12 protein-coding genes and 2 tRNA genes are annotated in these 13715 nt (G+C 57.1%); all 14 read right to left on the bottom strand.

The genetic code is table 11. From position 1 onward, the window contains the following. Nucleotides 1–253: 253 nt before the first annotated feature. Complete coding sequence (locus tag AO064_RS09345) at nucleotides 254–877, bottom strand: BON domain-containing protein (RefSeq protein ID WP_015885914.1); 624 nt, start codon at nucleotides 875–877, stop codon at nucleotides 254–256. A 295-nt stretch (nucleotides 878–1172) separates the two neighbouring features. Then, nucleotides 1173–3278 carry a polyribonucleotide nucleotidyltransferase gene (pnp, locus tag AO064_RS09340; RefSeq protein WP_046034287.1) on the bottom strand — a complete coding sequence of 702 codons (2106 nt, stop codon included), beginning with the start codon at nucleotides 3276–3278 and terminating at the stop codon, nucleotides 1173–1175. Between the two features lie 194 nt (nucleotides 3279–3472). Then, a complete protein-coding gene (rpsO, locus tag AO064_RS09335) occupies nucleotides 3473–3742 on the bottom strand; it encodes a 30S ribosomal protein S15 (protein ID WP_003177875.1) in 270 nt (89 codons plus the stop codon). A 115-nt stretch (nucleotides 3743–3857) separates the two neighbouring features. Then, nucleotides 3858–4775: a tRNA pseudouridine(55) synthase TruB gene (gene truB, locus AO064_RS09330; RefSeq protein ID WP_015885916.1), complete on the bottom strand. Its 918-nt coding sequence runs from the start codon at nucleotides 4773–4775 to the stop codon at nucleotides 3858–3860. 3 nt (nucleotides 4776–4778) lie between these two features. Continuing rightward, a complete protein-coding gene (rbfA, locus tag AO064_RS09325; protein ID WP_015885917.1) occupies nucleotides 4779–5174 on the bottom strand; it encodes a 30S ribosome-binding factor RbfA in 396 nt (131 codons plus the stop codon). A 159-nt stretch (nucleotides 5175–5333) separates the two neighbouring features. Beyond that, complete coding sequence (infB, locus tag AO064_RS09320; RefSeq protein ID WP_015885918.1) at nucleotides 5334–7859, bottom strand: translation initiation factor IF-2; 2526 nt, start codon at nucleotides 7857–7859, stop codon at nucleotides 5334–5336. A 27-nt stretch (nucleotides 7860–7886) separates the two neighbouring features. Then, nucleotides 7887–9368 (bottom strand): transcription termination factor NusA, encoded by a 1482-nt coding sequence (gene nusA, locus AO064_RS09315; protein ID WP_003212187.1) that lies wholly within the window; start codon nucleotides 9366–9368, stop codon nucleotides 7887–7889. Between the two features lie 47 nt (nucleotides 9369–9415). After that, nucleotides 9416–9874: a ribosome maturation factor RimP gene (gene rimP / locus AO064_RS09310; RefSeq protein WP_003235029.1), complete on the bottom strand. Its 459-nt coding sequence runs from the start codon at nucleotides 9872–9874 to the stop codon at nucleotides 9416–9418. A gap of 140 nt (nucleotides 9875–10014) precedes the next feature. Continuing rightward, nucleotides 10015–10091, bottom strand: a tRNA-Met gene (locus AO064_RS09305). A 96-nt stretch (nucleotides 10092–10187) separates the two neighbouring features. Then, a tRNA-Leu gene (locus AO064_RS09300) sits at nucleotides 10188–10273 on the bottom strand. 22 nt (nucleotides 10274–10295) lie between these two features. Further along, nucleotides 10296–10679: a preprotein translocase subunit SecG gene (gene secG, locus AO064_RS09295; protein ID WP_010206600.1), complete on the bottom strand. Its 384-nt coding sequence runs from the start codon at nucleotides 10677–10679 to the stop codon at nucleotides 10296–10298. Nucleotides 10680–10683: 4 nt separating this feature from the next. Then, nucleotides 10684–11439 carry a triose-phosphate isomerase gene (tpiA, locus tag AO064_RS09290; protein WP_015885920.1) on the bottom strand — a complete coding sequence of 252 codons (756 nt, stop codon included), beginning with the start codon at nucleotides 11437–11439 and terminating at the stop codon, nucleotides 10684–10686. 66 nt (nucleotides 11440–11505) lie between these two features. After that, nucleotides 11506–12843: a phosphoglucosamine mutase gene (glmM, locus tag AO064_RS09285; protein WP_015885921.1), complete on the bottom strand. Its 1338-nt coding sequence runs from the start codon at nucleotides 12841–12843 to the stop codon at nucleotides 11506–11508. A gap of 16 nt (nucleotides 12844–12859) precedes the next feature. Then, the gene (gene folP, locus AO064_RS09280; protein ID WP_064053118.1) at nucleotides 12860–13711 is read right to left on the bottom strand and encodes a dihydropteroate synthase; all 852 of its coding nucleotides are present in this window, start codon (nucleotides 13709–13711) and stop codon (nucleotides 12860–12862) included. Nucleotides 13712–13715: the final 4 nt, after the last annotated feature.

Genomic DNA, 13715 nt, shown 5'->3' with positions numbered 1-13715 from the left:
CTCGCCTGCGATACCGACACCTCGGTGATTCAGCTGAATCGAGGTGATGCTATCGCAGGCGAGCCAGCTCCCATAGTTGTTATCGGCTGACCTTGCGATTGTGTTCCAGCCCACAATAGAACAGGCCCCGACACAAGTGCCGGGGCCTGTAATGACCACATCCGTGTGGTCGGTCGCATGAACCTTAGAGGTGCATTGAGTGGATATCTAACTCACGCGCCGCCGCCGCCTAGTTCAGACGAATTATTGAGCGTTACTCTGCTTTCAGGCCGTCGGCCGATACAGCTTTAACGCCTTTGATTTTCTTGGTGATATTCACCGCGGTAGTTTTCTGAGCTTCGGTGACTGCTGCAGTCGAAGACAGGGAAACTACGCCTTTGTTGGTCTCGACTTTGATGTCGGTGCCAGGAATGCCTTTCTCGGTTACCAGATCAGCTTTTACTTTGGTAGTGATCCAAGTATCGGAGGTCGACTCTTTGGCGTTAGCCGCTGCGCCTTTGGTTTTGTCGATGTTGTCAGCCTTGGTAGCGCCGCCAGCCATCAGGCCGTCAGCAGAAACGGCAGTCACACCTTTAATTTTCTTGGTGATGGCAACAGCAGTCGCTTTTTGCGCATCCGAGATAGCGACTTCCGAGGACAGGGAAACCACACCTTTGTTGGTTTCAACCTTGATGTCCGAACCCGGAATGCCTTTTTCGGTCAGCAGATCAGCTTTAACTTTGGTGGTGATCCAAGTGTCAGAAGTCGATTCTTTTGCCTTGGTGACTTCACCGGCTGCCAGGGTCATTGGCGCCTGGGAATTCTGTGCGAAGGCTACGTTAGCCATAGCCAGGGTCAGAGCGGTAGCAGTTGCAGTAGCGAGAGCGAACTTCTTCATACGAGTAACTCCTGTTTTATTAAAAGTCTGCAGTGTGTGAACCTTGATGCTGCAGCGTTAACAGGGTTATTGCAGGCAGTGTGCCAAGTCTTGATCTGAAATTAAATCGTTATAAAACAATTACTTATAAAAACAGGTAATTTTCGAAATCGTGCAACTTGCATGAAACAGTCCGCCCCTGCATGCAAGTTGCGGCTTTTTTTGAGTTTAGTAAGCGCCTGATTATTAGGCATTTTCTCACCGGCATAAAAAAGGACTCCGAAGAGTCCTTTTTTCAGCGTGAAGCCCGGGGTGATTAAACGCCCGAAGCCTTCGCTGCTGCTACGTCCTTGATGGACAGCTTGATACGGCCGCGGTTGTCCACGTCCAGAACCAGCACTTCCACTTCCTGGCCTTCTTTCAGAATGTCGGTCACTTTCTCAACGCGAGCGTCGCTCAGCATGGAGATGTGAACCAAACCGTCTTTGCCTGGCAGGATGTTGACGAATGCGCCGAAGTCGACGATGCGCTCAACTTTACCAACGTAGATCTTGCCGATCTCGGCTTCAGCGGTGATGCCCAGAACGCGCTGACGCGCGGCTTCTGCAGCTTCTTTGGTTTCGCCGAAGATCTTGATCGAACCGTCGTCTTCGATGTCGATCGAAGCCTTGGTTTCTTCGCAGATCGCACGAATGGTCGCGCCGCCTTTACCGATAACATCACGGATTTTGTCGGTGTCGATTTTCATCGCGATCATGGTCGGAGCATTTTCCGACAGCTCGGTACGCGACTGACCAATGATCTGGTTCATCTGACCGAGGATGTTCAGGCGCGCTTCCAGGGCTTGGCCCAGAGCGATTTCCATGATTTCTTCGGTGATGCCTTTGATCTTGATGTCCATCTGCAGCGCGGTCACACCTTTGGCGGTACCGGCTACTTTGAAGTCCATGTCACCCAGGTGGTCTTCGTCGCCCAGGATGTCGGTCAGGATGGCGAACTTCTCGCCTTCTTTAACCAGACCCATGGCGATACCCGCAACCGGCGCCTTCATCGGCACACCGGCGTCCATCAGTGCCAGGGAAGCACCGCAAACGGAAGCCATGGAGCTGGAACCGTTCGACTCAGTGATTTCCGATACGACACGGATGGTGTACGGGAACACGTCGGCGGCCGGCAGCATGGCCGAAATCGAACGACGGGCCAGGCGGCCGTGACCGATTTCGCGACGCCCAGCACCGCCCATGCGACCACACTCGCCCACCGAGAACGGAGGGAAGTTGTAGTGCAGCATGAAGGGGTCTTTTTTCTCGCCTTCCAGGGTGTCCAGCAGCTGTGCGTCGCGGGCAGTACCCAGGGTCGCAACAACCAGTGCCTGGGTTTCACCACGGGTGAACAGGGCCGAACCGTGAGTCTTCGGCAGAACGCCGACTTCGATGTTCAGCGGGCGCACGGTGCGGGTGTCGCGGCCGTCGATACGTGGCTTGCCGTTAACGATGTTTTCGCGAACGGTGCGGTATTCGATTTCACCGAAGGCTGCTTTGACTTCGCTGGAAGAAGGCTGGCCTTCTTCGCCGGACAGCTTGGCAACGACTTGGTCCTTCAGCTCACCCAGGCGAGCGTAACGGTCGGCCTTGACAGTGATGGTGTAGGCGTCGGAGATAGCAGCGCCGAACTCGGAGCGGATAGCGCCCAGCAGTGCGGTGGCTTCTGGCTGAGGAGCCCAGGTCCAGGTTGGCTTGGCCGCTTCGGCAGCCAGTTCTTTAACGGCGTTGATCACCACTTGGAACTCGTCGTGAGCAAACAGTACCGCGCCCAGCATCTGGTCTTCGGTCAGCTCTTTGGCTTCCGATTCAACCATCAACACGGCTTCCGAAGTACCGGCAACGACCATGTCCAGGCTCGAAGCTTTCTGCTGCTCGTAAGTCGGGTTCAGCAGGTAGCCGGTGCTTTCGTGGAAGGCGACGCGGGCAGCGCCGATCGGGCCATCGAAAGGAATGCCGGAAATAGCCAGGGCCGCCGAGGTACCGATCATCGCAGCGATGTCCGGATCGGTCTTCTTGCTGGTGGAAACGACGGTGCAGACAACCTGCACTTCGTTCATGAAGCCTTCTGGGAACAGCGGACGGATCGGACGGTCGATCAGTCGGGAAGTCAGGGTTTCTTTCTCGGAAGGACGGCCTTCGCGCTTGAAGAAACCGCCAGGGATCTTACCGGCAGCGTAAGTCTTTTCCTGGTAGTGAACGGACAGAGGGAAGAAGCCTTTGCTCGGGTCAGCGGTCTTGGCGCCAACAACGGTCACCAATACGGTGACGTCGTCGTCAACGGTAACCAGCACTGCGCCGGAGGCTTGACGGGCGATACGGCCTGTCTCGAGGGTAACGGTCGACTGACCGAACTGGAATTTTTTGATAACCGGGTTCACGGTGTCCTACCTTCTTTGTGGCTCTTGGGGAACTTGTCTTCTTGCGAAATTCTTGGGCAATGTCGGGAATCGGCCCGCCGCTTGTCCAGGGTAAAACGTGTATCCAGATAAAACTTGAGGCTGGGAGCCTGCCATGGGCCAGCGGGAATCCCACTGACACACGGCAGACAACCAACCTCTAGCGCAATCGCTGATTAGCGACGCAGACCCAGGCGACCGATCAGAGTCTGATAACGACCCAGATCCTTGCCTTTCAGGTAGTCCAGCAGCTTACGGCGCTGGTTTACCATGCGGATCAGACCACGACGGGAGTGGTGATCTTTACCGTTGGCCTTGAAGTGACCTTGCAGCTTGTTGATGTTGTGGGTCAGCAGTGCAACTTGCACTTCTGGCGAACCAGTGTCACCAACAGCTTGCTGATAGTCAGCTACGATTTGTGCTTTTTCTTGAACGTCGAGAGCCATGAGGCAATCCTTTTTTCAGGAAACCACCCAAAGGGCGGTTTCAACAGGCCAGGGACAAATCCCTGTATCTAAAAATGAGTGTTGACCGTGCCTGTTAACAGCCACACTCGTTCGGTCATTCTGACCGAATCAGTCGACGCGGCGCGATGCGCCCGTCTTCGCTCACTTCACCGATACCGATAAAGCGACCGTTATGATCCTGTACCCGCACCATACCGAACTTCGGAGCGTCCGGGGCGCGTACCGGTTGGCCGTTGAGCCAGTAGAACGCGCTGTGCTCCGAAAAGTGCAGCAATGGCCAATCCAGTAGACCGCTGTCCGACGGCATCAGGAAACGATCAACCGCTTCGTTCCCCCCTTCGGCGTGTACGGCTTCCAACTCTTCCAGCGTGACCGTCTGGGCCAGGCTGAACGGACCTGCCTGGGTGCGTCGCAGTTCTGCAACGTACGCGCCGCAACCAAGCTTTTCACCGATATCTTCCACCAGGGTACGGATATAGGTGCCTTTGCTGCAGTCCACGGCCAAGCGGGCAGTGTCGCCTTCATGAGCGAGCAATTCCAAGCGCGCAATAGTAACAGAACGCGGTTCGCGCTCCACTACTTCGCCCGCACGTGCCAGCTTGTAGAGCGGCTGGCCATCACGCTTCAGAGCCGAGTACATCGGCGGTATCTGACTGATTTCCCCACGAAAACCGGGTAAAGCAGCTTCAATATCAGCACGACCAACGGTCACGTCGCGAACCTGCAAAACATCACCTTCAGCGTCGGCCGTGGTGGTGGTCTTGCCCAGTTGCATCAGGGTTTCGTACCCCTTGTCGGAATCGAGCAGGTATTGCGAGAACTTGGTGGCCTCACCAAAGCACAACGGCAGTACGCCGGTGGCCAGGGGATCAAGGCTGCCGGTGTGCCCGGCCTTCTCCGCATTGAGCAGCCAGCGGACTTTCTGCAACGCGGCATTGGAGGTGAAGCCAATGGGCTTGTCGAGCAGAATGATGCCGCTGACATTGCGACGGATACGTTTGACCTGAGCCACCGCTTACTCCTTGGCGTCTTCAGGTGTGGACGGATGCTGGCTGTCTTCAGCCACGGCGCGCTCGATCAGCGCCGACAGGTGCGCACCACGTACGACGCTTTCGTCGTAGTGGAAGTGCAACTGGGGAACACTGCGCAGCTTCATCTCACGGGCCAACTGCATACGCAGGAAGCCTGCGGCGGCGTTGAGCACCTTGATGCTTTGTGCAATTTCTTCGGCGCTGTCCTGCCCCATCACGGTGATGAAGATCTTGGCGTGACCCACGTCACGGCTCACTTCAACAGCAGTGATCGTGACCAGGCCAACGCGGGGGTCTTTGACTTCGCGGCGGATCAGTTGGGCCAGCTCGCGCTGCATCTGATCGCCGATACGCTGGGTACGGCTGTATTCTTTTGCCATGTCTTGTTACCTGTTACTGCCACACGGTGAAACCCGTGGGGTCTGAAAGCGGCAAACGCCCGGCCTGACAAAAGCCAGACCGGGCGTTGCGTTTAGAGTCCGGACACTGCGCGGGGCATTTGCATGCCCACACACGGCGTGGCTCCTGAAGTGCGCGAGTTAGAGGCTGCGAGCAACCTGAACCTTCTCGTAGACTTCGATCTTGTCGCCAGCCTTGACGTCGTTGTAGCTCTTGACGCCGATACCGCATTCCATGCCGGCACGTACTTCGGAAGCGTCATCCTTGAAGCGGCGCAGGGATTCCAGCTCGCCTTCGAAGATAACGATGTCTTCACGCAGTACACGGATTGGACGGTTACGGTACACAGTACCTTCGATAACCATGCAACCGGCGATCGCGCCGAACTTCGGCGAGCGGAACACGTCACGCACCTCGGCCACACCCAGGATGTTCTCCCGGACGTCGCTGCCAAGCATGCCGGTGAGGGCCTTCTTGACGTCTTCGATGATGTCGTAGATGACGTTGTAGTAACGCATATCCAGGCCTTCCTGCTCGACGATCTTGCGAGCGCCAGCATCGGCACGCACGTTGAAGCCGAACAGTACAGCGTTGGAGGCCAGTGCCAGGTTGGCGTCGGATTCGGTGATACCACCGACACCGCCACCGACAACGCGCACTTGCACTTCGTCGTTACCCAGGCCGTTCAAGGCGCCGTTCAACGCCTCGAGGGAACCACGGACGTCAGATTTGAGGACGATGTTAAGCGTCTTCTTCTCTGCCTGGCCCATGTTCTCGAAGATGTTTTCCAGCTTACCGGCGTGAGCACGAGCGAGTTTGACTTCGCGGAACTTGCCTTGACGGAACAGAGCCACTTCACGGGCTTTCTTCTCGTCCGACAGCACGCTCATCTCGTCGCCAGCGTCCGGGGTACCGTCCAGGCCGAGGATCTCGACAGGGATGGAAGGACCGGCTTCTTTGATTGGCTTGCCGTTCTCGTCGAGCATGGCACGTACACGGCCGTAGTTCGAACCAACCAGCACCATGTCGCCTTGGCGCAGGGTACCGTCTTGAACCAGAACGGTTGCAACCGGGCCACGACCTTTGTCGAGACGCGATTCAACCACAACACCACGACCCGGGGCCGATGGGGTTGCCTTGAGTTCGAGTACTTCAGCTTGCAGCAGGACGGCTTCGAGCAGCTCGTCTACGCCAGTACCGACTTTCGCCGAGACCGAAACGAACGGCGTATCACCGCCCCACTCTTCGGACGTCACGCCGTGAACCGACAGTTCGCTACGGATGCGATCGAGATCGGCGCCCGGCTTGTCGATTTTGTTCACGGCAACAACCAGTGGAACACCAGCGGCCTTAGCGTGCTGGACAGCTTCAATGGTCTGCGGCATCACGCCGTCGTCCGCTGCAACTACCAGGATCACGATGTCAGTCGCCTTGGCACCACGGGCACGCATTGCGGTAAACGCGGCGTGACCAGGGGTGTCGAGGAAGGTGACCATGCCGCGCTCGGTTTCAACGTGGTATGCACCGATGTGCTGGGTGATACCGCCGGCTTCGCCAGCAGCTACCTTGGCACGACGGATGTAGTCGAGCAGCGAAGTCTTACCATGGTCAACGTGGCCCATTACGGTCACAACTGGCGCACGGGAGAACGTCTCACCTTCAAACTTCAAGGACTCGGCCAGGGAGTCTTCCAGGGCGGTGTCGCTGACCAGGGTCACTTTGTGGCCCAGTTCTTCGGCTACCAGCTGAGCAGTTTCCTGATCAAGCACCTGGTTGATGGTCGCTGGGGTACCCAGTTTGAACATGAACTTGATGATTTCAGCAGCCTTGACCGACATCTGATTGGCGAGATCGCCAACCGTGATGGTCTCGCCGATCTGCACATCACGCACGACAGGGCCGGTTGGGCTCTGGAAACCGTGGGCGTTGCGTTTTTTCAGCTTGGCCTTGCCGCGACCACCACGACGGAAGCCATCGCTTTCTTCGTCGGTAGTGCGTGGAGCAACGCGTGGAGCAGGCGCTTTCTCTTTGACCGAGGCACGATGCGGAGCGTTTTTACGCTCGCCATCGCCACCACCACCGCGACGATTGTTATCGTCGGCACGTGGTTTGTCCGGACGACGAGGTTCGTCGCGCTTGCGGGCGTCAGCAGCCGGTGCTGGTGCGGCGGCAACCGGAGCGGCCTCACGCACAGCTTCAACAGGCGCTACAGGAGCGGCGACCGCTTCAGTACCAGCAGGTTGCGCAGCAGCAGGCTGGCGACGCGCTTCTTCTTCGGCGCGACGCTTGGCTTCTTCTTCAGCCTTCTGACGAGCAGCATTTTCTACTGCGCGACGTTCTTCCAGTTCGCGTTTGCGCTCGGCTTCGATTTCTTCCGGGCTGCGCTGTACGAAGACTTTCTTCTTGCGTACTTCAACGCTGATGCTCTTGCTACCAGCAACACGCAGGGTGCTGGTGGTTTTGCGCTGCAATGTAATCTTGCGCGGTTCTTCCACTTTCGCCTTGTGGCTGCTCTTCAAGTGAGTCAGCAAAGACTGCTTCTCACTATCGCTCACACCTTCATCGGCGGCGGTGTGCGGCAGACCTGCCTCACGCATCTGCTGCAACAGGCGCTCTACCGGTGTTTTGACCTCATCGGCCAGTTGTTTCACCGTGACTTGCGTCATGCACTTCTCTCCTCAGGCCGCGCCTAGTTACTCGAACCAATGGGCTCGGGCGGCCATGATCAACTTGCCGGCACGATCATCGTCAATGCCGTCGATGTCGAGCAGATCGTCAATAGACTGCTCGGCCAGGTCTTCGCGGGTAATTACGCCGCGCACCGCCAGTTCCATCGCCAAATCCTTGTCCATACCCTCAAGCGAGAGCAGGTCTTCGGCCGGATGGGCGTCTGCCAGCTTTTCCTCAGTAGCGATGGCTTTAGTCAACAAACGATCCTTGGCCCGAGCGCGAAGCTCGTTGACGGTGTCTTCGTCAAAGCCGTCGATGTTGAGCATTTCTTCCAACGGTACGTAGGCAATCTCTTCCAGGCTGGTGAAGCCTTCATCTACCAGCACCTGTGCCAGGTCTTCGTCGACTTCCAGCTCGTCGATGAAGTTGCGCAGGATGTCACCGGTTTCAGCTTGCTGCTTAGCCTGGATGTCCGATTCGGTCATCACGTTCAGGGTCCAACCGGTCAGTTGGCTCGCCAGACGCACGTTCTGACCACCACGACCAATGGCCTGAGCCAGATTGTCTGCGCCAACGGCGATGTCCATTGCATGGGCATCCTCGTCAACGATAATTGCCGCCACTTCAGCTGGCGACATGGCGTTGATCACGAACTGCGCCGGGTTATCGTCCCACAGGACGATGTCCACACGCTCACCACCCAGTTCGCCCGACACTGCCTGGACGCGCGAACCGCGCATACCAATGCAAGCGCCTTGCGGGTCGATGCGTTTGTCCTTGGACCGAACCGCGATCTTGGCGCGCGAACCCGGGTCGCGGGACGCAGCCATGACTTCGATCAGGCCTTCGGCAATTTCCGGCACTTCGATACGGAACAGCTCGATCAGCATTTCCGGCGCGGTACGCGACAGGATCAACTGAGGGCCGCGGTTCTCGGTGCGGATTTCCTTGAGCAGCGCACGCAAGCGCACGCCAACCCGGAAGGTTTCGCGAGAGATGATGTCTTCGCGGGCCAGCAACGCTTCGGCGTTGTTGCCCAGGTCAACGATCACGTTGTCGCGGGTTACTTTTTTCACGGTGCCGGAGATGATTTCACCCAGGCGTTCGCGATAGGCGTCAACGACTTGAGCGCGCTCAGCTTCGCGAACCTTCTGCACGATGACCTGTTTGGCGGTCTGTGCAGCAATACGGCCGAATTCGATCGACTCGATCTTTTCTTCGACGACATCACCGACCTGGGCGCCTGGATGCGTTTCGGCAACCTTGCTTGGCCAGGTTTCGATGGCCGGATCATCAAGATCGGCCTCTTCGACGACCGTCCAGCGACGGAAAGTCTCATAGGCACCGGTGTGGCGGTTGATTTCCACACGCAGATCAACTTCGTCTTCAAAACGCTTTTTGGTAGCAGTGGCCAGGGCCAGTTCCAGCGCTTCAAAAATCACGTTTGCCGGTACGCCCTTTTCATTGGATACCGACTCAACAACCAGCAGTACTTCTTTGCTCATCGTACGCCTCGCCTTTCGCAAGCCATTGGATCCGCGGGATCCGCGTCTCAGTCAAAACTGGGAATAATGTTGGCCTTGTCGATCATATCGATCGGCAACAGGAACTCATGGTCTTCTACCTGCACCACGACGTCCTGCTCTTCTACACCGCGCAGAAGGCCCTGAAAGTTGCGTCGCCCTTCGAACGGGGAGCGCAGCTTGATCTTCACTTGTTCACCGGCAAATTTTGCAAACTGATCAATAGTGAACAGTGGGCGTTCCATGCCTGGCGAGGAAACTTCTAAGGTGTATTCAACGGAGATCGGATCTTCAACATCCAGCACACCGCTGATCTGACGGCTGACAATGGCACAATCGTCCACCAGCACGCCGCCCTCTTTATCGATATAAACGCGCAACATTGAGTGGCGACCTTGAGCCGAAAACTCAATACCCCAGCATTCATAGCCTAGGGCCACGACCACCGGGGCCAACAAGGCCTGCAACTCTTCTAGCTTGCTCGACACCTGAACCCCCTCGTGCATGTATGTGCATGCTGTGCAAAATAAAAAAATGGGCGAAACGCCCATCCTTGAAACGCCGTCGAACAGCGGCGTTGAAAGTGTCCAGCTAACAAAAAGCCCCTTAAAAGGGGCTCCGCTAAAACTGGTTGCGGGGGCCGGATTTGAACCGACGACCTTCGGGTTATGAGCCCGACGAGCTACCAGACTGCTCCACCCCGCGACAAAGCTGGGGCGGAAGTATACGACCGATCCCTTACAGGGTCAATGTAACCTTCCACCTACAAGAAAGCCCGCAACAGCGGGCTCTCCTGATAATTGGTACCGAGAAGGGGACTCGAACCCCTACACCCTATGGGCACAACCACCTCAAGGTTGCGTGTCTACCAATTCCACCACCTCGGCAATACAGCGCTTACAACCCTTCTTACTTCTGCTCTTGAGCTGGAGGTACGTCAGTCGCTGGAGTAGCCGACTTTTGCTCTTGAAGCACCGGGACATCATCAGAAGCCGGTTTTGCTTTTGGCACTTCCAACACTGCTGGGTTTGGGAGACCTACTTGAGTCAGCACATGAGCTTTCTCTTTAGCAAAGTAACCTAACCCCAAGCTGGTTATGAAGAAACCGGCGGCAAGTATAGCAGTAAACTTACTAAGAAAGGTAGAGGAACCTTGGCTTCCGAATACAGTATTTGAAGCACCTGCACCGAAAGACGCACCAGCATCCGCACCTTTACCCTGTTGCAACAAGACCAGGGCAACTACGCCCAAGGCAGCCAACAGATGAAAAACGACTACGACTGTTTCCAGCATTTTTTCAGTTTCCCGCGGCGCGACAGATCGCACCGAACTCATCTGCATTCAGGGAAGCTCCACCAATGAGCCCCCCATCGATATCCGGCATGCCGAACAGTTCGACCGCATTGGCCGCCTTCACGCTGCCGCCGTATAGAAGCCGCACACCTTGTGCGACTTCAGAATTCTCTGCCGCCAACTGCGCGCGGATGGCTGCGTGCACATCCTGCGCCTGTTGCGGTGTAGCAGTCAGCCCGGTGCCAATGGCCCAGACCGGCTCGTAAGCAATAACCGCCTTTGCAAACGCACCAACACCCAGCTCCTCGATGATGCTGCCAAGCTGACGCGAGACAACTTCAAGAGTCTTGCCCGATTCACGCTGCTCAAGGGTCTCCCCTATGCACAACACTGGAATCAAGCCACAAGCCTGTGCCGCTGCGAACTTGCGATTGAGTGTCCCATCACGCTCGCCCATCATCTGACGACGCTCGGAGTGCCCGACAAGCACATAGGAACAACCCGCATCAACCAGCTGACTCGGTGCAATCTCACCGGTCAACGCACCTTGCATGGCTTCCACCGCAGAATTCTGCGCGCCGACCTGAATCGACTTACCTTTCAAGCCATCAACCACTTGGGTGATATGCAAGCAAGGCGGAAACACCGCGATATCAACACCGCTAGGCAAGGCCAAGTGACGAAGGCCATTGATCAGCTCAGCGACACTGGCGCGGGTACCGTGCATCTTCCAGTTACCAGCTACCATAGTGCGACGCATGCTGTACCTCGTCGGTCAAAGTGGGCGCAGATGTTACCCAACCACATCATCACTGGCAAGCCGAATTCAGGCGCAAACTTCAGTTACCAGTTTTGCCAGGTCTTCGGCATGGCCGCGAACCTGTGTTTCGTCATCACCTTCGACCATGACACGCACCAGAGGCTCTGTGCCGGACTTGCGCAACAACACTCGACCACGCCCCGCCATTGCCAGGGTCACGCGCTCGCAAGCCTCTTTGACAGCGGGGTGCTCGATCGGGTTTTCACCACCGGCAAAACGCACATTGAGCAGCACTTGCGGGCATTTGCGCAGCGCCTGACGCGCCTGGGCAAGACTCTCTTCGCGACGACGCAACGACAGCAGAACCTGCAACGCAGCAATGATGGCATCGCCCGTAGTGGTGTGCTGGAAGCAGACAACGTGCCCGGAATTCTCACCACCCACCTGCCAGTTACGCTCCAGCAGTTCAGCGATCACATAGCGGTCACCGACATTGGCGCGCACGAACGGGATGCCCAGGTCCGCCAAGGCCAATTCAAGCCCCAGGTTACTCATCAGCGTACCGACGACACCACCTTGCAGCTTGTTACGCTCATGCAGGTCGCGGGCAATGATGAACAAAAGGTCGTCCCCATCAACGATCGCCCCCGTGTGGTCCACCATCAGCACACGGTCACCATCACCATCGAAGGCAATACCCAGGTCAGCATGCTCGGCAAGGACGGCGGCCTGCAGTTGCTCCATATGCGTGGAGCCGCAGTTGTCGTTGATATTCAGCCCGTTCGGCTGGGCCGACAGAACGGTCACGTCCGCACCCAATTCCTTGAATACGCTTGGCGCCACTTTATAGGTCGCACCATGGGCGCAATCGACCACAATCTTCAGGCCGGCGAAATTGGTACTGCTCGGCACACTGCTCTTGCAGAATTCGATATATCGACCCGATGCGTCGTTGATACGCGACACCTTGCCCAACTTGCTGGACTCAACCACCGTCATCGGCGCATCCAGCAGCTCTTCGATCATCAACTCGATCTCATCCGGCAGCTTAGTGCCCTGACCTGAGAAGAATTTGATGCCGTTGTCGTCATGGGGGTTGTGCGAGGCACTGATCACAATACCGGCTTCAGCGTGAAAGGTGCGCGTCAGGTAGGCGATTGCCGGGGTCGGCATAGGGCCCAGCAGCATGACATCGGCACCCGCGGCGGACAGGCCTGCCTCCAGTGCGGACTCAAACATGTACCCTGAAATACGGGTGTCCTTGCCCACCAGGATGCGACACGCCCCCATACTGCGGAACGCCATACCCGCCGCCCAACCCAGCTTGAGCATGAAATCAGGAGTAATCGGAAATTCGCCGACCCGACCACGGATACCGTCGGTGCCAAAGTATTTTTTAGTCATAAGTGCTCCATCATTCTTATTCGGCTGATTCTACCGCAGCAATCATGCGCACCACATCCACCGTCTCGGCGACATCATGCACACGCAAGATACGCGCGCCCTTGCTGACTGCAAGCGCCGCCAGTGCAAGACCACCATACAGCCGCTCACCCACCGGACGATTCAGCGCCAGCCCTATCATGCTCTTGCGCGAAACGCCGACCAAAAGAGGCCGACCAAGCGCATGCAGGGATTCCATATGCTTGAACAGGCTTAGATTGTGCTGCAGGGTTTTAGCAAAGCCGAAGCCGGGATCGAGGATGATCTTTTCCGCGGCAATCCCCGCGGCAGCACACTGAGCGACCCGCTCAGCGAGAAAACCACTCACCTCGCCAACAAGGTCCTCGTAATGAGGGCTGTCCTGCATGTTGCCGGGCTCTCCCAGCATATGCATCAGGCACACCGGCAAACCGGTAGCGGCAGCGGCATCGAGGGCACCGTCACGCTGAAGAGAGCGAACATCGTTGATCAACCCCGCTCCCAGTCGCGCAGTTTCGCGCATCACGGCCGGGGTTGAAGTATCAACAGAGATGATCACATCCAGCTCGCGCGCAATGCGCTCGACTATCGGCGCCACCCGCTCCAGCTCCTCCAAGGGAGAAACAATGCGAGCGCCAGGCCGGGTCGATTCACCACCGACATCAATGAGCGTCGCTCCCGCAGCCACCATTGCCTCAGCGTGACGCAACGCAGCATCGAGCTGGCTGAAGCGGCCGCCATCGGAAAAGGAGTCAGGGGTAACGTTAAGAATGCCCATGACATGTGTATGGGCCAAATCAAGAACCCGGTTGCCGCAAGGCAACCGGGTGGAGGACAACGCAGAAGTCATTTCA

Origin of the sequence: Pseudomonas marginalis (genome assembly GCF_001645105.1) — a bacterium.
In the GTDB taxonomy this organism is placed as follows: Bacteria; Pseudomonadota; Gammaproteobacteria; order Pseudomonadales; family Pseudomonadaceae; genus Aquipseudomonas; species Aquipseudomonas petroselini.
The sequence above is the reverse complement of the archived record's forward strand: the minus strand, read 5'-3'. Positions and strand labels throughout refer to the sequence as shown.

Bases quoted from the DNA above. Each gene is read 5' to 3' on its own strand.
- AO064_RS09345 (WP_015885914.1), bottom strand. From the start codon at position 877: ATGAAGAAGTTCGCTCTCGCTACTGCAACTGCTACCGCTCTGACCCTG.
- rpsO (WP_003177875.1), bottom strand. From the start codon at position 3,742: ATGGCTCTCGACGTTCAAGAAAAAGCACAAATCGTAGCTGACTATCAG.
- rbfA (WP_015885917.1), bottom strand. From the start codon at position 5,174: ATGGCAAAAGAATACAGCCGTACCCAGCGTATCGGCGATCAGATGCAG.
- infB (WP_015885918.1), bottom strand. From the start codon at position 7,859: ATGACGCAAGTCACGGTGAAACAACTGGCCGATGAGGTCAAAACACCG.
- nusA (WP_003212187.1), bottom strand. From the start codon at position 9,368: ATGAGCAAAGAAGTACTGCTGGTTGTTGAGTCGGTATCCAATGAAAAG.
- secG (WP_010206600.1), bottom strand. From the start codon at position 10,679: ATGCTGGAAACAGTCGTAGTCGTTTTTCATCTGTTGGCTGCCTTGGGC.
- tpiA (WP_015885920.1), bottom strand. From the start codon at position 11,439: ATGCGTCGCACTATGGTAGCTGGTAACTGGAAGATGCACGGTACCCGC.
- glmM (WP_015885921.1), bottom strand. From the start codon at position 12,843: ATGACTAAAAAATACTTTGGCACCGACGGTATCCGTGGTCGGGTCGGC.
- folP (WP_064053118.1), bottom strand. From the start codon at position 13,711: ATGACTTCTGCGTTGTCCTCCACCCGGTTGCCTTGCGGCAACCGGGTT.